Source organism: Streptomyces tropicalis (assembly GCF_029269835.1).
GTDB classification, from domain to species: domain Bacteria; phylum Actinomycetota; class Actinomycetes; order Streptomycetales; family Streptomycetaceae; genus Streptomyces; species Streptomyces tropicalis.
In genome coordinates this window covers 17,226-34,604 of the sequence record NZ_JARJBB010000024.1, presented here as the reverse complement: position 1 = coordinate 34,604, position 17,379 = coordinate 17,226, and the positions used below count along the sequence as shown (strand labels likewise).

The 17,379-nt window shown below is 72.2% G+C and carries 14 protein-coding genes and 1 pseudogene; 9 read left to right on the top strand and 6 right to left on the bottom strand.

Features of this window, described 5'->3' with window-relative positions:
• Positions 1–107: 107 nt before the first annotated feature.
• Complete coding sequence (locus tag P3H78_RS28885; RefSeq protein ID WP_276112119.1) at positions 108–296, bottom strand: hypothetical protein; 189 nt, start codon at positions 294–296, stop codon at positions 108–110.
• 606 nt (positions 297–902) lie between these two features.
• On the opposite strand from P3H78_RS28885, the gene P3H78_RS28880 reads away from it, so the two are divergent.
• The 8 genes from P3H78_RS28880 (at position 903) to P3H78_RS28845 (ending at position 11,426) form a co-directional block, all read left to right on the top strand.
• A complete protein-coding gene (locus tag P3H78_RS28880; RefSeq protein WP_276112118.1) occupies positions 903–4,634 on the top strand; it encodes a sensor histidine kinase in 3,732 nt (1,243 codons plus the stop codon).
• Between the two features lie 9 nt (positions 4,635–4,643).
• Positions 4,644–5,057: a roadblock/LC7 domain-containing protein gene (locus P3H78_RS28875; protein WP_003993189.1), complete on the top strand. Its 414-nt coding sequence runs from the start codon at positions 4,644–4,646 to the stop codon at positions 5,055–5,057.
• A gap of 111 nt (positions 5,058–5,168) precedes the next feature.
• Positions 5,169–5,567: a DUF742 domain-containing protein gene (locus tag P3H78_RS28870; RefSeq protein WP_019058642.1), complete on the top strand. Its 399-nt coding sequence runs from the start codon at positions 5,169–5,171 to the stop codon at positions 5,565–5,567.
• On the top strand, positions 5,548–6,123 hold the full coding sequence (locus tag P3H78_RS28865; RefSeq protein ID WP_276112117.1) for a GTP-binding protein: 576 nt from the start codon (positions 5,548–5,550) through the stop codon (positions 6,121–6,123). Before P3H78_RS28870 ends, P3H78_RS28865 begins: the two co-directional genes overlap by 20 nt.
• Before the next feature lie 398 nt (positions 6,124–6,521).
• Entirely contained in the window at positions 6,522–9,770 is a 3,249-nt protein-coding gene (locus P3H78_RS28860) for a sensor histidine kinase (RefSeq protein ID WP_276112116.1), read from the top strand.
• Positions 9,771–9,780: 10 nt separating this feature from the next.
• A complete protein-coding gene (locus P3H78_RS28855) occupies positions 9,781–10,194 on the top strand; it encodes a roadblock/LC7 domain-containing protein (protein WP_030948713.1) in 414 nt (137 codons plus the stop codon).
• A 97-nt stretch (positions 10,195–10,291) separates the two neighbouring features.
• Positions 10,292–10,864, top strand: a complete 573-nt coding sequence (locus P3H78_RS28850) for a DUF742 domain-containing protein (protein WP_276112115.1) — start codon at positions 10,292–10,294, stop codon at positions 10,862–10,864.
• On the top strand, positions 10,845–11,426 hold the full coding sequence (locus P3H78_RS28845) for a GTP-binding protein (RefSeq protein WP_026248371.1): 582 nt from the start codon (positions 10,845–10,847) through the stop codon (positions 11,424–11,426). Before P3H78_RS28850 ends, P3H78_RS28845 begins: the two co-directional genes overlap by 20 nt.
• Positions 11,427–11,660: 234 nt before the next feature.
• Here the strand turns inward: P3H78_RS28845 and P3H78_RS28840 are convergent, their stop codons facing one another.
• The 3 genes from P3H78_RS28840 to P3H78_RS28830 form a co-directional block, all read right to left on the bottom strand.
• The gene (locus P3H78_RS28840; protein WP_276112114.1) at positions 11,661–11,858 is read right to left on the bottom strand and encodes an acyl-CoA carboxylase subunit epsilon; all 198 of its coding nucleotides are present in this window, start codon (positions 11,856–11,858) and stop codon (positions 11,661–11,663) included.
• 58 nt (positions 11,859–11,916) lie between these two features.
• On the bottom strand, positions 11,917–13,500 hold the full coding sequence (locus P3H78_RS28835; RefSeq protein ID WP_276112113.1) for an acyl-CoA carboxylase subunit beta: 1,584 nt from the start codon (positions 13,498–13,500) through the stop codon (positions 11,917–11,919).
• A 346-nt stretch (positions 13,501–13,846) separates the two neighbouring features.
• Positions 13,847–14,365, bottom strand: coding sequence for a hypothetical protein (locus P3H78_RS28830; protein WP_276112112.1), 519 nt, complete (start codon positions 14,363–14,365; stop codon positions 13,847–13,849).
• A 259-nt stretch (positions 14,366–14,624) separates the two neighbouring features.
• Between P3H78_RS28830 and P3H78_RS28825 the strand changes: the two genes are divergently transcribed.
• Complete coding sequence (locus P3H78_RS28825; RefSeq protein WP_276112111.1) at positions 14,625–15,233, top strand: YceI family protein; 609 nt, start codon at positions 14,625–14,627, stop codon at positions 15,231–15,233.
• A gap of 129 nt (positions 15,234–15,362) precedes the next feature.
• On the opposite strand, the gene P3H78_RS28820 is transcribed toward P3H78_RS28825, so the two are convergent.
• On the bottom strand, positions 15,363–16,769 hold the full coding sequence (locus tag P3H78_RS28820; protein ID WP_276112110.1) for a hypothetical protein: 1,407 nt from the start codon (positions 16,767–16,769) through the stop codon (positions 15,363–15,365).
• A gap of 142 nt (positions 16,770–16,911) precedes the next feature.
• Positions 16,912–17,285, bottom strand: a pseudogene (locus P3H78_RS28815) (VOC family protein).
• Between the last annotated feature and the right edge of the window lie 94 nt (positions 17,286–17,379).

Below are 17,379 nucleotides of genomic sequence, written 5' to 3'. Positions count from 1 at the left end.
GCACGGACGGTGCGGGGCGGCCGCGCCCCGCCGCACGGACGGTGCGGGGCGGCCGCGCCCCGCCGCACGGCGGGCGCGGGTTGAGCGCCGGGGCGCCGGGGCGCGTACTACTCGGCGACGGCGGCCGCGAGCGGGGCCTCCATGAGGACGGTGCGCCGGGGGTTGGCGGTCTGGGCGGGGAGGGAGACGGAGTGCTCCGGCTGCTCCGGCGTCTGCAGCACGTCGGTGCCGTCGAGGTGCACCAGCGTCGTGCGTCGCGGGTTGGCTATGTTGCGGAACATCATCGTCGTCTTCACGGCTGTGGAGGACCCTGTCGTGTGCGGGCGCCGGGAGGGTCGTGCTCGACCCCCTCGCGGACGCGGCTTGTCGGATTTGCCATCTCTGTAAAGCGTCAGGCTAAACATGCAATTCCCCGCGGGGGCGTCGAAGGACCCGTCGCCCGCATGTGAGTTTGCTCACGACTTGGCCGACAAACCCGTCAATTCCGACGGCTGCGTCATCACGGCGAAACGGACATTAGCCATCTGAAGGCACCATTCCGCTCCTGATCATGGCGACTGGGACACGTTCCACCGCTCGCCGGATCGTCGCGATTCGACCGTTATGGGGGAGATCACTTTCCACGTCTCGTAACGCTTCCCTCACGCGCTGTCACACAGGTCACAGCTCGGTCCGTGAACCTTGTTGGAGATCCGGCACTGTGCTGGAATGCCACGGACCGCCGCGGGATCGAGCCGGCGCGCAGGGGGCGCAACGCAGCGCCGAGTGGCGGCGAGAAGGGGGAACCAGCGCCGGGTCACTCACGACCACCCAGGGGGGCGTATTCAGGGCGCCTCCCCACAACGCCGACACCGTCCCTCCGTTCACCCGGAGGGGCGCCTGGTCCAGAGGTTGCGACGCTAGTGCAGGGACGTTTCAAGAGGGATGGCAGCGCTTCGGCGGAGCCGGAGCCGCACGGCGGGACCGACCGCGGTTCCTCGCCCCAGCGCGCCCAGAGCCCGGGCCCGGCCCCGTCCGGCGACGGCGGAGGGCGCCCCGGCGCGTCCGGAACCCCCGCTCCGGCCGCCGTGGCCCCCAGGAACCAGGTCCCCGAGGGCCCGGGTTCGCGCGTCTCCCTGCGCAACTGGCGCATCTCCACCCGCCTCGTGTCGCTGCTCGCGCTCCCCGTGGTCGCGGCGACCTCGCTGGGCGCGCTGCGCATCAGCTCGTCCATGGACGACATCCAGCAGCTCGACAACATGAAGCTGCTGACCGAGATGACCAAGCAGGCCACCGAGCTGGCCGCGGCGCTCCAGGAGGAGCGCGACCAGTCCGCCGGCCCGCTGGCCCACGGCCTGCCGGCCAGCGACTACACGGTCAAGGGATACCGGGAGAAGACCGACCGCGCCAAGGAGAACTTCCTCAACGCCTCCGAGGAGATCGACTCGGCGAGCAAGAACGGCAACCTGCTCGGTGTCCGCGACAGCCTCGTCGGCCTGGCCAGCGAGCTCAACAGCCTCAGCTCGATCCGCCAGGACGCCTACAAGTCCAAGGACAACTCCACCCGGACGGTCGAGGCCTACCACCGCCTCATCACCGAACTGCTCAGCCTCTCCCAGGACATGGCCGAGGCGACCAGCAACCCGGAGATGATCCAGCGCACCCGCGCCCTGTCGGCCTTCTCCTCCGCCAAGGAGTACGCCTCCATCCAGCGTGCGGTGATCGCGTCGGCCCTGCCGTCGACCAACACCACCTCGGGCTCCCTCTCGGAGAACGACCGGCTGTTCGCCGAGTCGGCCCTGGAGAGCCAGAAGTCCGAGCTCAGCAGCTTCCGCAACATCTACGGCGCCGGCTCCGAGGAGCTCGTCAAGCCGATCGACGAGGGCAACCCGACGATCGAGGCCGCGGACATCTACGCGCGCCGCGCCCTCGGTTCGCCGGACGGCATCGACGGCCTGCAGAAGCGCTCGTACCGCGACTGGGTGGACGACAGCTCGACCAAGATCGAGCAGATGAAGAAGATCGAGCACACGCTGCTCGAGGACATGGAGCAGAAGGCCCGCGAGCTGCGCAGCGCCACCGAGCGCGACGCGATCATCTCCGGTGCGCTGATCCTGCTCGTCCTCGGTGTGTCGCTGGTCGGCGCCTTCGTCGTGGCCCGCTCCATGATCCGCTCGCTGCGCCGCCTGCAGGAGACCGCCACCAAGGTCGCCCAGGACCGTCTGCCCGAGCTGGTCAAGCAGCTGTCGGAGTCCGACCCGCAGGACGTCGACACGTCCGTGGAGTCGGTCGGTGTCCACTCCCGGGACGAGATCGGCCAGGTGGCCGCGGCCTTCGACGACGTGCACCGCGAGGCGGTCCGCCTCGCCGCCGAGCAGGCCCTGCTGCGGGGCAACGTCAACGCGATGTTCACCAACCTCTCGCGCCGCTCCCAGGGCCTCATCCAGCGCCAGCTGTCGCTGATCTCCGAGCTGGAGTCCCGCGAGGCGGACCCGGACCAGCTGTCGTCGCTGTTCAAGCTCGACCACCTCGCGACCCGCATGCGCCGTAACGGCGAGAACCTCCTCGTCCTCGCCGGTGAGGAGCCCGGCCGCCGCTGGACCCGCCCGGTCCCGCTGGTCGACGTGCTCCGCGCCGCCGCGTCCGAGGTGGAGCAGTACGAGCGCATCGAACTCGCCGCCGTGCCGACCACCGAGGTCGCCGGCCGCGTCGTCAACGACCTCGTGCACCTCCTCGCCGAGCTGCTCGAGAACGCGACCTCCTTCTCGTCGCCGCAGACCAAGGTCAAGGTCACCGGTCACGCCCTGCCCGACGGCCGGGTGCTGATCGAGATCCACGACACCGGCATCGGCCTCTCCCCCGAGGACCTCGCCGCGATCAACGAGCGGCTCGCCTCCCCGCCCACGGTGGACGTCTCGGTGTCCCGCCGCATGGGTCTGTTCGTGGTCGGCCGTCTGTCGCAGCGCCACGGCATCCGCATCCAGCTCCGTCCGTCCGACTCGGGCGGCACCACGGCGCTCGTCATGCTGCCCGTGGACGTCGCCCAGGGCGGCAAGAAGCCCGCTCCGGGCAAGTCCGGCGGCCCGTCCGGCGGTGGTCCGGCGGCCGCGCAGGCGGCGGCCGGCGTCGCGGCGGCGCGCCGCCAGAACGGCCCGTCCGGGGCGGGTGCCCCCGGGGGCGCCGTCGGCCGCGGAGGATCGGGTCCGCGCGGGCAGGTCGGTGCGGGCCAGGGTCCGCGGGCCGCACTGCCCGGCACGGGCGGCCGCCCGGGTGGCCAGGGCGGTCCCGGCGGCCAGGGCCAGGGCCCGCGCGGTCCGCAGGGCCCCGGGCAGTCGCCGCAGGGCCGGCCGGCCCCGGCGGGCGCCGGCTTCGGCGGCCCGGCACCGGCCGCGCCGCAGGGCCTGCAGTCCGCGGGCACCGGCGGTTCCCAGAACTTCGGCGAGGGGCAGCAGCGCCAGGACGCCTTCGGCGGCGGCCGCGGCGCGGTGCCCCCGCAGCGGGCGGGCGGCGGCGAGCCGGGCCGGCAGCCGCAGCTGCCGCCGCGCGGCGGTCCGCGCGCCGAGCTGCCGGGCGGCAACGCGCCGTCGGGCTGGGGCGGGGACGCCTCCGGCCGGGACGCGCTGGACGCCCCGCGCGGCCACGACGAGCGGGACCAGGCGCAGCCCTCGCGCCGGCCGCGGCCGGACGACCGGCAGGGCCCGGGGGCGACAGCGGAGATGCCCGCGCTGCCGCGCTCCGGCGACCGCCAGGGCCCGGGCTCCGCGTCCGAGTTCCCGCGTCCGGACCAGGGCGGGGCGTACCCGGCTCCCGGCGCGGACTCCGGACAGGGCACCGGCAACTTCGTCCGCTCGGACGTCTTCGGTCCCGGCGCGGCGCAGAACGCCCCGTCGGCTCCGGGCCAGTTCGCGCGTCCGCAGTCCTACGACAACGGCTCCACCGGCCAGTTCCCCGCGCCGCAGGGCTACGACAACGGCTCCACCGGCCAGTTCCCGGCACCGCAGGGCTACGACAACGGCTCGACGGGCCGGCACGCCCTGCCGGGCCGCCAGGACGCTCAGGCACCCGGCGGTTTCGAGCGGCCCCGGTCCGGTGCCCCGGGCGGGGACTTCGGCGCGCCGCGCCCTCCGGCGCCGCAGCCCGCGCAGCCCCAGCAGCCCGCGCAGCAGCGTCCCGCGCGCCAGGAGCCCGAGGCCCTTCCGCCGGCCCCGGGTCCCGGTGACGGGCGCACGCCGCTGTACGACACGCTGGAGACGAACTGGTTCCACGGCGCCGACCGGCAGCAGCAGGGCGGGGCACCGGCTCCGGCCCGGCAGCAGCCCCAGCAGCCCCAGGCCGCACCGGCTCCCCCGGCTCAGCGTTCCGCTCCGGCTTCCTGGCGCACCTCGCCGAACGACGACCTCGTGCGGCAGGCGGAGCGCGTGCGGCAGCCGGCCGCGGGCGGCATCACCACCTCCGGCCTGCCGCGCCGGGTGCCCCGGGCGAACCTCGTCCCGGGCACGGCTCAGCAGCAGCAGAACCAGAGCGGTCCGCAGGTCTCGCGTGCGCCCGACGACGTGCGCGGGCGGCTGACCAATCTCCGTCGGGGTATCGCTCAGGGTCGTCAGGCCAACGCCGGCCAGACGGGCAGCTTCCCCACTCACCAGCAGGAGCGTTAGTTGAGCCCGATGAGCCAGGCGGCACAGAACCTCAACTGGTTGATCACCAATTTCGTGGACAACACCCCGGGGGTGTCCCACACCGTCGTGGTGTCCGCGGACGGACTCCTTCTGGCGATGTCCGAAGGGTTCCCGCGCGACCGCGCGGATCAGCTCGCGGCCGTCGCGTCGGGTCTGACGTCGCTGACGGCCGGCGCCTCGCGGATCTTCGAGGGCGGCAGCGTGGCACAGACCGTCGTCGAGATGGAGCGCGGGTTTCTCTTCCTGATGTCCGTCTCGGACGGCTCGTCCCTGGCGGTGCTCGCTCATCCCGAGTGCGACATCGGCCTGGTCGGCTACGAGATGGCACTGCTCGTCGACCGTGCGGGGGCGGTACTCACGCCGGACCTGCGCGCCGAACTACAGGGCAGTCTGCTCCACTGACCGGCCCCGGCACCACCCGCCTCACCAAATCACCGTCCGGCCGCCACAATCCCCCCACCGGCCCCTTCAGACGGCTTGACTGACCGACTTGCTGTCCCGCCCGGAGGATTCATGACCCCGCCCACCGCCTCTCATGATCCGTACGCAGAGCCGTACGGGGACGAGGGCGACCAGCCGCTGGTACGTCCGTACGCGATGACCGGCGGCCGGACCCGGCCGCGCTATCAGCTCGCCATCGAGGCGCTGATCAGCACCACGGCCGACCCGGCAGCGCTGATGGGACTGCTCCCGGAGCACCAGCGGATCTGCCACCTGTGCCGTGAGGTGAAGTCGGTCGCCGAGGTCTCGGCGCTGCTGGCCATGCCCCTCGGCGTGGCCAGGATCCTCGTCGCGGACCTGGCCGAGGCCGGCCTGGTGGCCATCCACCAGCCGGGCGGCGACGAGAACAACGGCGGCGCACCGGACGTGACGCTGCTCGAAAGGGTGCTCAGTGGACTTCGCAAGCTCTGACGGAGGGCGGGCGACCACCTCCGCGAAGATCGTGGTGGCGGGCGGCTTCGGCGTGGGCAAGACCACGTTCGTCGGCGCCGTCTCGGAGATCAACCCGCTGCGCACGGAGGCCGTCATGACGTCCGCGTCCGCGGGCATCGACGACCTCACCCACACCGGGGGGAAGACGACCACCACGGTCGCCATGGACTTCGGCCGCATCACGCTCGACCAGGACCTGATCCTGTACCTCTTCGGTACCCCGGGCCAGGACCGCTTCTGGTTCATGTGGGACGACCTCGTACGCGGCGCCATCGGCGCCATCGTGCTGGTGGACACCCGGCGGCTGGCGGACTGCTTCCCGGCCGTCGACTACTTCGAGAACAGCGGTCTGCCGTTCGTGGTGGCGCTGAACGGCTTCGAGGGACACCAGCCGTACAACCCGGATGAGGTCCGCGAGGCGCTGCAGATCGGCCCCGACACCCCGATCATCACGACCGACGCGCGGCACCGCGCGGACGCCAAGTCCGCGCTGATCACGCTGGTCGAGCACGCCCTGATGGCACGGCTGAGGTAATACCGGAACTCGTTTCACGTACCACCCAAGTCGGAAGTTCCATACGGCAGTTGCCGTAGTCACACCGGAGCCGGCTGTGTCCTTTGACACGGTCGGCCCCGGTGTTCATAACGTTTCGGCAGAGGAATCCGGTGGCATGGCCACGCGTCGCGCACATCCGGTCTCGCTGTGCGCACAACCGCCCCGCCTTTTGGCGGGGCTCGCTCTTTATGACCGATTTATCTGGTACTTACATCGCGCGCAATCAGCGGTTTCCACTGTTTGGAAGTGCACTGGCTGACGTGCTGGAATGCCTGAACTGCCCAATAGTCAAAGACGTACTCATCAGTCGAGGCGTACTGGGCTCTGAGACACTGCGGCACAACGTAGGTGCCGGCCGCCGAGAGGTTGTTGGTCGAGTGAGGCGAAGCAAGAACGGCCCCGAGCCGTCGGCCCGGGGCAACTTCACCCCGCCGCCGCGCGGTGCGGCGCCCGCATCCGTGCCGGGTTCGGAGCCGGCAGCCGTCCCCGCTCCCAGCGGCGGGCGTTTCTCCCCCCGCAACTGGCGGGTGCCGACGCGACTGAACGCGATCCTGCTCATTCCCGTGCTGGTCGGCCTGATCATGGGCGGCTTCCAGGTGAAGAGCTCGATCGACACCTGGCAGGCCGCCCAGGACGCCGAGTCCACGGCACGCCTGGTGCAGGCCTCGCTGAGCTACGCCAACGCCCTCTACAACGAGCGCGACGTCAGCGCCGCTCCCCTCCTCCAGGGCAAGGGCGCGAACGACACGACCGTGGTCCAGGTCCGCAAGCTGACCGACGAGGCCGCGCAGAACTTCGACCAGGCCGCGCAGAGCATGCCGCAGACGCCCGGCCTGCAGCGTCGGCTGAAGCTGTTCCGCGAGGTCGAACCGACGCTGGCGCAGCTGCGTGCCGCCGCCTACAGCTCCAAGCTGACCGGCGTGCAGACGGAGGAGGGCTACGTCAAGGTCGCCCACCCCCTGATGGAGTTCGCCAACGAGCTCGGCCTGGGCACCGGCAACATCACCTCCTACGGCCGTACGGTCTACGCCATCTCGCTCACCAAGGCGGCCCTGTCGCTGGAGCGCTCGATCGGCATGCACCTGCTGGTCAAGCCGGGCCCCGACGTCCCGAACCTGGCCAGCCAGCGCACCGCCCTCGCCTCGTACGCCTACCTGGAAGGCATCGCCTCCGAGGAGTACCTCGGCGGCGGCACCCAGGCCGACGCCGACAACCTCGCCGCGGCCATGAAGAAGGTCCAGACCGACGGCATGGCGATGGCCCAGCAGGCCAGGGCGAAGGACCCGACCTACATCCCGCCGCCGTCCGACCCGCAGAAGATGGTCACGGCGCTCGCCACTCTGCACGGCACGAGCAGCGCCGAGCGCGCCGTGCTGGCCCAGAAGGGCATCACCCCGCAGAACTGGTGGGCTGCCAACACCCTCAGGTTCGACGCGTACCGCAAGATCGAGTCGACCATGTCGGACCGTGCGGTGAACGAGGCCGCCGGCATCGCCGACGACGCCCAGCAGTCGACGTTCGTCACCGGTGCGGTCGTCCTGGTCGCCCTGCTCGCCGCCTTCGTCCTGGCCGGGCTGGTCGCCCGCCAGATGAGCCGCTCCATGCGCCAGCTGCGCAACGCCGCCTTCGGCATCGCCGAGCAGCGCCTGCCGATGCTGGTCGACCAGCTCTCGCGCACCGACCCGGGCCGGGTCGACACCCGGGTGGCACCGATCCCGATCGCCTCGACCGACGAGATCGGCGAAGTCGCCCGCGCCTTCGACCAGGTCCACCGCGAGGCCGTCCGGCTCGCCGCCGAGCAGGCCCTGCTGCGGGGCAACATCAACGCGATCTTCACCAACCTGTCGCGCCGCAACCAGTCGCTGATCGAGGGCCAGCTGACCCTCATCACCGACCTGGAGAACAACGAGGCCGACCCGGACCAGCTGGAGAACCTCTTCCGCCTGGACCACCTGGCCACCCGTATGCGCCGCAACGGCGAGAACCTCCTGGTCCTCGCGGGCGAGGAGCCCGGCCGCCGCTGGGACCAGCCGGTCCCGCTGGTCGACGTGCTGCGCGCCGCCTCCTCCGAGGTGGAGCAGTACGAGCGCATCGAGCTCTCCGGTGTCCCCGAGGCCGAGATCCACGGCCGCGCCGTGACCGACCTCGTGCACCTGCTGGCCGAGCTGCTGGAGAACGCCACCACGTTCTCCTCCCCGCAGACCAAGGTCCGCGTGACCGCCACCCGGCTGCCCGACGGCCGGGTCATGATCGAGATCCACGACAAGGGCATCGGCCTGACCGCCGAGGACTTCGCGGACATCAACCACAAGCTCGCCAACCCGCCCACCGTGGACGTGGCGATCTCCCAGCGCATGGGCCTGTTCGTGGTCGGCCGCCTCGCCGACCGGCACGGCATCCGCGTCCAGCTGCGCCCCTCCGGCGAGCAGGCCGGCACGACCTCGCTGGTCATGCTGCCGGACGCGATCACCCACGGCGGTGGCGGCGAGCAGGCGCTGGACCGCGACGAGTTCACGGTGTCGCAGATCATCCCGGAGCAGCGGTTCGAGGGCGAGAGCTTCACCCAGCAGCCGCCGCTGCGCACGGCCGCGGAGCTCGGCTTCGACGACAGCCGCTACACCGAGGTCCCCGACGACCTCCGTGACCTGGACCCCGTCGGCCGGTCGCTGATGCGCGAGGGGCGGCGGGCCGCGCTGGAGGCCCAGTCCCACGACCCGCAGGCGGGCCCGGAGACCTCCGAGATCCCCGCGTACGCCGACGAGCCGGCCGGCCGCGCGTCCTACGACACCGGGCAGACGGCCTACCCCGAGCAGGGCGCCGGGTACGACCCGCAGACGTCGTACGGCGCGCAGCAGCAGACGTACGGCGAGCAGGAGCAGCGGGGCTACGCGGAGCCGGGCCGGACGTCGTACGACGACCAGTTCTTCGCATCCGGCGGCGGCGCGTCCCGGGCGAACGGCTACCCGCAGGGCGGCGGCTACCCCGAACCCTCCTATGCGGAGCCCGCGCAGGACGAGCACGCGGCGGGCCGTCCCGCCCCGGCCGAGACGTACGGCGGCTTCCAGGAGCAGGCCTACCAGGACGACTGGCCGCAGCAGGACGCCTACCGCAACGGCTACCCGGACCAGTACGCTCCGGAAGCGGAATCCGCGCAGGCCGCTGACGTGACCGAGCCGGAGCGCGTAGGCTTCGACCGTCCGGGTAAGGCTCCCTCCGCCGCCCACGGCCTGACCGACGCCGGGCTGCCCCGTCGCGGATCGGCGGCGAGCGGCACCGACGGTGCCCGGCCCGCGAGCCAGGAGGCCCCGGCCGAGCCGGCGGAGTCCAACGGCGACGGCTGGCGTTCGGCGAACGACGACCGCTGGCAGCAGGCCTCGCAGCTCCGCAAGCCGAAGGCGGGCGGAGTGACCTCCTCCGGCCTGCCGAGGCGGGTGCCCAAGGCCAATCTGGTCGAGGGTGCCGCGGAAACGACCCCGCAGGGCGGCCCCCAGGTCTCCCGCGCCCCCGAGGACGTCCGGGGCAGGCTGAGCAACCTGCGCCGCGGTGTCCAGCGGGGACGCAGTGCAGGAAGTGACAAGAACGGCCAGGGCTTCGGTCCTGACAGCACCTACAACCAGGAGCGTTAGTGTGAGCCCGATGAGCCAGGCGGCGCAGAACCTGAACTGGTTGATCACCAACTTCGTGGACAACACCCCCGGGGTGTCCCACACCGTGGTGGTCTCCGCCGACGGACTCCTTCTGGCGATGTCCGAAGGCTTTCCCCGCGACCGTGCCGACCAGCTCGCGGCCGTCGCCTCCGGTCTGACCTCACTGACCGCCGGTGCCTCGCGCATCTTCGAGGGCGGCAGTGTGAACCAGACAGTTGTGGAGATGGAGCGGGGATTCCTCTTCCTCATGTCCATCTCCGACGGTTCGTCGCTCGCGGTTCTGGCACACCCCGAGGCGGACATCGGCCTCATTGGGTACGAGATGGCCCTTCTGGTGGATCGTGCCGGCACGGTCCTCACCCCGGATCTCCGTGCGGAGCTCCAGGGCAGCCTTCTCAACTAACAGACGGACGGTGCGTTTTGGCGTCCCGGGGCCGTAAGGTTTCGGGACGCGGCTTCCACAGGGTTGGGTGCCCGGCGCATTCGGAGGAGGAGAAAAAGTGGCAACACCCCCAGGCAGTTCGTCTTCGGGCAACTGGTCCTACGGCCCTGCCCAGGGCCAGGGCGACGGTTCGGCGAACCGGTACAACTTCCCCTCCGCCCCGAGCCACCGGCAGCCGTACGCGCCGCAGGGCCCCGGCCCGTCGCCGTACGACCAGCCGCCGGCGCCGCGCATCCAGCCGGTGCAGCCGCAACGACGTGCCCCCGAGCCGGCGCCCGCCGGGGCGTCGAACAACCCCCTGGTGCGCCCGTACGCCATGACGGGCGGCCGGACCCGGCCCCGCTACCAGCTCGCCATCGAGGCGCTGGTGCACACCACCGCGCAGCCGCACCAGATGCAGGGCCAGCTGCCCGAGCATCAGCGGATCTGCACTCTCTGCCGCGAGATCAAGTCGGTGGCCGAGGTATCGGCCCTGCTGACGATCCCTCTCGGCGTGGCCAGGATCCTCGTCGCCGACTTGGCGGAGGCGGGCCTGGTCGCCATCCATCAGCCCGGCGGCGACGAGAACGCCGGTGGCCAGCCAGACGTGACACTGCTCGAAAGGGTGCTCAGTGGACTTCGCAAGCTCTAGCGGCGGTCCTTCCCGCTCCACCACCTCCGCGAAGATCGTGGTGGCGGGCGGCTTCGGCGTGGGCAAGACCACGTTCGTCGGCGCCGTCTCGGAGATCAACCCGCTGCGCACGGAGGCCGTCATGACGTCTGCTTCGGCAGGCATCGACGACCTCACCCACACCGGGGACAAGACGACCACCACGGTCGCCATGGACTTCGGCCGCATCACGCTCGACCAGGACCTGATCCTGTACCTCTTCGGTACCCCGGGCCAGGACCGCTTCTGGTTCATGTGGGACGACCTCGTACGCGGCGCCATCGGCGCGATCGTCCTGGTCGACACCAGACGCCTCGCCGACTGCTTCCCCGCCGTCGACTACTTCGAGAACAGCGGCCTGCCCTTCGTCATCGCCCTGAACGGCTTCGACGGCAACCAGCCGTACAACCCGGACGAGGTCCGCGAGGCGCTGCAGATCGGCCCCGACACCCCGATCATCACGACCGACGCGCGGCACCGCGCGGACGCCAAGTCCGCACTGATCACGCTGGTCGAGCACGCCCTGATGGCACGGCTGCGCTAGCCGGCACCGGGCGGCCACCGCGACCGCTGCACCCACGGGCGGCCCCTCCCCATCGGGAGGGGCCGCCCGTCGTGCGCGGGCCCGTGCCCGGGGAGCCGGGGGCCCGGACCCGGTCGATACGGAGGCCGCACGGGGGAAGCGCAGAGGGACACCCAGCGGGACGCACGAAAGGGTGAAGGGCCCCTCCGTCGGAGGGGCCCTTCACCCGTGTCTGCGGCCGCCGGGCCGGCCGGCTCAGCCGTGCCAGCTGTGCGGGGCGCGGAAGCCGTTCTCGCGCTCCAGGCGGCGCCAGCCTGCCTTGGGGCGGCCACGGTGGGCCGGGGTGGTGTCGGCGGGGCGGGCCGCCGCGCGGGCCAGGAGGACGGCCGTGATGGCGGCCACTTCCTCGGGCCCGGCGTGGCCCTTCTCGACGCGGATGTCGACGTTGTCCATGAGTCTCAAGTCTCCGTGGATGAGGGGTCCGCGGGGTTGCCGCGGTACGTCCGCCCGGTTACTGCGGCGGGTTGCCGTGCTTGCGGGAGGGCAGGTCGGCGTGCTTGCTGTGCAGCATCGCCAGGGACTTCACCAGGACCTCACGGGTCTCGGCCGGGTCAATCACGTCGTCGACCAGGCCGCGCTCCGCCGCGTAGTACGGGTGCATCAGCTCGGCCTTGTACTCCTTGACCATCTTCTGCCGCATGGCCTCGGGGTCCCCGGCCTCGGCGATCTGGCGGCGGAAGATGACGTTGGCCGCGCCCTCGGCGCCCATCACCGCGATCTCGTTCGTGGGCCACGCGTAGGTGAGGTCGGCACCGATGGACTGGCTGTCCATCACGATGTAGGCACCGCCGTACGCCTTGCGCAGGATGAGGGAGATCCGCGGCACGGTCGCGTTGCAGTACGCGTACAGCAGCTTGGCACCGTGCCGGATGATCCCGCCGTGCTCCTGGTCGACACCGGGCAGGAAGCCCGGGACGTCCAGCAGGGTCACGATCGGGATGTTGAAGGCGTCGCACATCTGCACGAAGCGCGCGGCCTTCTCGCTGGCCTCGATGTCCAGCACGCCGGCCAGCACCTGCGGCTGGTTGGCGATGATGCCCACCGCCTCGCCGTCCAGGCGGGCCAGCGCGCAGATGATGTTCCGCGCCCAGCGCTCGTGGACCTCGAGGTACTCCCCGTCGTCGACGATCTCCTCGATGACCTTGGTCATGTCGTACGGCCGGTTGCCGTCCGCCGGGACCAGGTCGAGCAGGGCGTCCGAGCGGCGGTCGGCCGGGTCGGAGCACTCCGTGCGCGGCGGGTTCTCCCGGTTGTTCTGCGGCAGCAGCGACAACAGGTAGCGCACCTCGGCGATGCACGTCTCCTCGTCGTCGTAGGCGAAGTGGCACACGCCGGAGGTCTCGGCGTGCACGTCGGCGCCGCCCAGCCCGTTCTGCGTGATCTCCTCGCCCGTGACCGCCTTGACCACGTCCGGGCCCGTGATGAACATCTGCGAGGTCTCACGGACCATGAACACGAAGTCCGTCAGGGCGGGGCTGTAGGCCGCACCGCCCGCGCACGGACCGAGCATCACACTGATCTGCGGGATGACGCCCGAGGCCTTGGTGTTGCGCTGGAAGATGCCGCCGTACCCGGCGAGCGCCGACACGCCCTCCTGGATCCGGGCGCCGGCGCCGTCGTTCAGCGACACCAGCGGCGCGCCGGCCGCGATGGCCATGTCCATGATCTTGTGGATCTTCGTGGCGTGGGCCTCGCCCAGCGCGCCGCCGAAGATCCGGAAGTCGTGCGCGTAGACGAAGACCGTGCGGCCCTCGACCGTGCCCCAGCCGGTGACCACACCGTCGGTGTACGGCTTCTTGGCCTCCAGGCCGAACCCGGAGGCCCGGTGCCGGCGCAGCTGCTCGACCTCCTGGAAGGTGCCGGGGTCCAGGAGCAGCTCGATCCGCTCCCGCGCGGTCAGCTTGCCCTTGGCGTGCTGCGCCGCGGTCGCCTTCTCGCTGGGGCCCGCCACGGCCTGCGCACGGATGTCGTGCAGCTCGGCGACCCGCCCACGCGCGTCCGTCGGCTCACCCGTCGTCTCTTCCAAAACGGTCATGTAGCGACCATACGAAGGACTCCAAGGAAAGCGAGCCGTCGACTCCGTACAGTCTCCGGACCGTTTTCCTGGTACGAGTGAACAGAACCATGGGCGCCTGCAGCCTTTCCGACTGCTCAGAGGGCCTCGCCGCTGTAGGGACCGCACAAAGCTGGGGGCCGTCGGTCGCGTCACATTCGAGGGCGGCGGATGCCATCGCCGGAGTGACGGGCGGACTCGGACGGCGGCCTGCCGGGAGTCCCCGGGGGTGATCGCCGGCGCGTACCGGCGGACGCGCCCCACCGTACCCGCCCGGGGACGGCGGGCGGGTACGGGCGGGTGGACCGGCGGGCGGTGCGGCCCGGGGTCAGCAGCCGCCGCAGTTGTAGTAGAGGACGTCCCAGTGGGTGCCCTCGTCGGCGTAGATGTTGCCGGAGCCGGACTGGTACTGCGGAGCGCCGTCGCCGCGCAGGCCGATGTAGGTGAAGGTGTTCTGGATGTAGCCGGTGACGCAGGAGTTCTTGCTGTAGTCGAGCTTGTAGCCGTTCCAGTGCGAGTACGTCCCGCTGGCGTGCCCCGTCTCGGTGCCGCCGGTGATGTTCAGCGCGCAGCCGGTGGCGCGCTTGAGCGTCTGGGCCCCCTGGGCGGTGGCGAGGTTGAGCTGGTCGAAGGACGTGCAGGTGGAGTTGTTCCGGTCGGAGCAGTTGCCGGAGGAGGACCAGGTGATGCCGACCTGGCTGAACATCGAGCTCGCGGTGGCTTGGGTGATCTTGGTGACGGCGAATGCGTCGGTCGCGGTGCCGAGGACGGCGACTCCGGGAGCGACGAGGAGGGCGAGAGCGGTCAGCGCGGCGCGGGCCTTGGTGATCCGGGCGGTCTGCTGCATGGGGAGCCTTTCCTGCGGTGGGCCGGGGCTGCTGCGGGGCGGCTGTGCAGGTGGTGCAGGGAGATGGTGCACGAGGTCTACGCGCGTCCGGAAGGGGGCGGACACGATCACTGCGTGTCACGATCGGACTGCACGGCGAATGAAGTTGAAAGTCGAACGGAATAGGACTACCGTCGCCCCTGTTGAACTCGTTGAACATTCAACTTACTCGGCGTCGCGCCTCCGGCCGTGCGTCGATCCCGATTCCAAGGAGCACGTCATGGGCATCTTCGGCCGCAAGAACGACACCGCCGCGACCACCGCCACCCCCGCCCCCGTCACCCCGGACCTCGCCGCCCTGACCGGCGACTACACCATCGACCCGGCGCACTCCACGCTCGGCTTCGTGGCACGGCACGCGATGGTGACCAACGTGAAGGGCTCGTTCCAGGAGTTCACCGGCAGCCTGCACCTGGACGGCTCCGACCCCGCCCGGTCCACCGCGGTCCTCGACATCGCCATGGACAGCATCGACACCGGCTCCGCGGACCGCGACGGGCACCTGAAGAGCGCGGACTTCTTCCGCACGGAGGAGTTCCCCGCCATGACCTTCCGCTCCACCGCGGCGGAGTCCCTCGGCGGCGACGACTATCGCGTCACCGGAGACCTGACCATCCTCGGCGTCACCAGGCCCCTCACCATCGACCTCGAGTTCAACGGCGCCGCGAAGGACCCCTTCGGCAACGAGCGCGTCGGCTTCGAGGGCAAGGCCGAGATCCTCCGCTCCGACTGGGGCCTGACCTGGAACGCGGCCCTGGAGACGGGTGGCGTCCTGGTCTCCGACAAGATCAAGCTGAACTTCGACGTCTCGGCGATCAGGAACGCCTGACACCCGGCGCCCGCGGCACGGGGAGACCGGAGCGGCAGGGCGGGCGCCGGCCACGGGGCGGGCGGCAGGCGCCGGGCACGCGGCCGGCCGTGGTGGGACGGCGGGCGCGGGCGGCGCGGGCCGCAACGCTCAGAAGCCGCCGCCGAAGTCCCCGCCGCCCCCGCCTCCGTCGCCGAATCCTCCGTCCCCGAAGCCGCCGCCGAAGTCGGCCGGGTCGAAGTCGGCGCCCGAGACGTCGCCGCCCTCGTGGCCGCCGAAGTCGCCGTAGCCGGTGCCGAAGTCGGCGCCGTAGGACGGGGTCGCCATGGCGCTGCCGAGGAAGGTGCCGACCAGCAGTCCGGGGAGGATGCCGCCGCCGAAGTAGCCGCCCGCCCAGGGGCCGTAGGCAGGGCCCGCGTCCCAGTAGGGGCGGCGGCCCTCCCGCGTGTCGACCTCGCGGACCGCCGGTTCCAGGCCCTCGGCCAGCCGGGTCCGGTCGGCCGCGCACACCGGGACCTCGCGGGGCGCGCCGCCCGGCGGCGTCCAGGTGGCGTCGGCGACCGAGGGGCCGTGCCGGGGGTCGAAGAAGCAGGGCGGCCGGCGTTCCGGCAGGGGCCTGCCCTCGCGCCGGGCGGCGAGCAGGGCGAGGGAGAAGCGGCCGTCCTCCAGGGCCTGGGTGACGGCGCGCACGTCCTCGGGCCGGCGGGCGTCGGCCATGTACTGCTTGGCCTGCTCGTAGGCGTCCAGGGCACGTTCGTAGTCGGCGCGCATCGCGTCGTCGGCGCCCGCCTCCGCGGGATGGAAGTCCAGGCGGTCCAGTTCCTCGCCGAAGGCCGTGATGTCCTCGTCGACGACCACCCGCAGCCGTTCCAGCGCGGCGCGCTGCCCGGCCTCGCGGCGGGAGCGGTTGCGCCGCACGAGCGCGTAGACGCCGGCGCCGCCCGCGACCAGGACGGCCCCGGTGACGACCAGGGCGGTGGTCGACATGCCGCTGCCCTGGCCGGAGGCGCCGCCCCAGGACGCCGGCGCGGACCCGCGCAGGGTGGGCAGGGCGCGCCGGGTGAAGTCGGTGAGCTGGGCCTTGGCGCCCTCGCCCTGCACGCTGGTGACGAGGTTCTGCACGGCGGTGCGCGGCATCACCGCGGAGTCCGCGCGGGCGTCGAAGCGGTCGCCGAGGCGGACGGCGTACAGGCCGGTGACGCCGGTGGCGGTGCGCAGGTCGACGAAGAGGTTCCGGGTCGGGTAGCCGGCCGGGAGGACCGCGACGAACAGGGGCTTGCCGGCGTCCCTGATCTGCCGGGTGAGGGCGTCGGCGTCGGCCGCGGACAGCTGTCCGGACGCGGCCGGGTCGACGTAGACGGGGTTCCTGCGCAGCGCGTCGGCGACCGTGGACACGCTCGTGAACGAGGCCGCCGCGGCTGCCGTGGGACCGGGGGCCACGGGGGTCCGCGGCGCGGCGGCGGCCGGTCCGGCGAGGACGGCGAGCGCGGCGAACAGCGCGGCCACGAGCACGGCCGGCAGCCGGCGAAGGTCCTGGGTGAGGGCGACGGCCTTCATGGTTCGACGCTACCCGAAGCCGCACACCCGCGACCGCCGCGCGCGAGGCCCCCGGTCCCCCGGGGGAACCGCGCGCGAGCCCCGCTCCCCCGGACCCGGGACTGCGCGTCGGGCGCGGGCGGCGGCCCGCGGCGGGCGGGCCCTACGCGGTCGGCCCTCCGACGCCGAGGAGGTCGCCCTCACTGTCGCGGAACCGGGCGCCGCGCTCCCCGCGGGCGCCCGTGCCCGGGTGGTCGCCCTCGATCTCGGCGATGCCCTCCCGGGTGCGGAGGCCGGGGGCGTCGACCGTCTCGAAGGCGACCCCGCACCGCCGCAGCTCGCCGGCGACCGCCGCGACGCCGTCGGCCCGGAACGCCGTCCGGGTGAACGTGCCGTGCGAGGCCCCGTGGACCGGAGGACGACGAGGTCGACGCCCGCGCAGCGGTGCGGCAGCCCGCCGGGCCGCTCGTCGGCCGGGTGCGGGCCGAGCTTCTCGGCGTGGAAGCGCCGGGCCCGGTCCGGATCCGGTGCGGGCATCCGGGTCGCCACGCGGGCGGGCGCGGGGCCGGTACCGTGCCGTGTGTCCGTGGGCCCGCTGTGCCCCGGGGACCGCCCGCGCGGCTCGCCCGCG

Coding starts and splice junctions, on each gene's coding strand:
- P3H78_RS28875 (WP_003993189.1), top strand. CDS start 4,644: ATGAGCCAGGCGGCACAGAACCTCAACTGGTTGATCACCAATTTCGTG.
- P3H78_RS28870 (WP_019058642.1), top strand. CDS start 5,169: ATGACCCCGCCCACCGCCTCTCATGATCCGTACGCAGAGCCGTACGGG.
- P3H78_RS28840 (WP_276112114.1), bottom strand. CDS start 11,858: ATGGACAACGTCGACATCCGCGTCGAGAAGGGCCACGCCGGGCCCGAG.
- P3H78_RS28820 (WP_276112110.1), bottom strand. CDS start 16,769: ATGAAGGCCGTCGCCCTCACCCAGGACCTTCGCCGGCTGCCGGCCGTG.
- P3H78_RS28830 (WP_276112112.1), bottom strand. CDS start 14,365: ATGCAGCAGACCGCCCGGATCACCAAGGCCCGCGCCGCGCTGACCGCT.
- P3H78_RS28825 (WP_276112111.1), top strand. CDS start 14,625: ATGGGCATCTTCGGCCGCAAGAACGACACCGCCGCGACCACCGCCACC.
- P3H78_RS28835 (WP_276112113.1), bottom strand. CDS start 13,500: ATGACCGTTTTGGAAGAGACGACGGGTGAGCCGACGGACGCGCGTGGG.
- P3H78_RS28855 (WP_030948713.1), top strand. CDS start 9,781: ATGAGCCAGGCGGCGCAGAACCTGAACTGGTTGATCACCAACTTCGTG.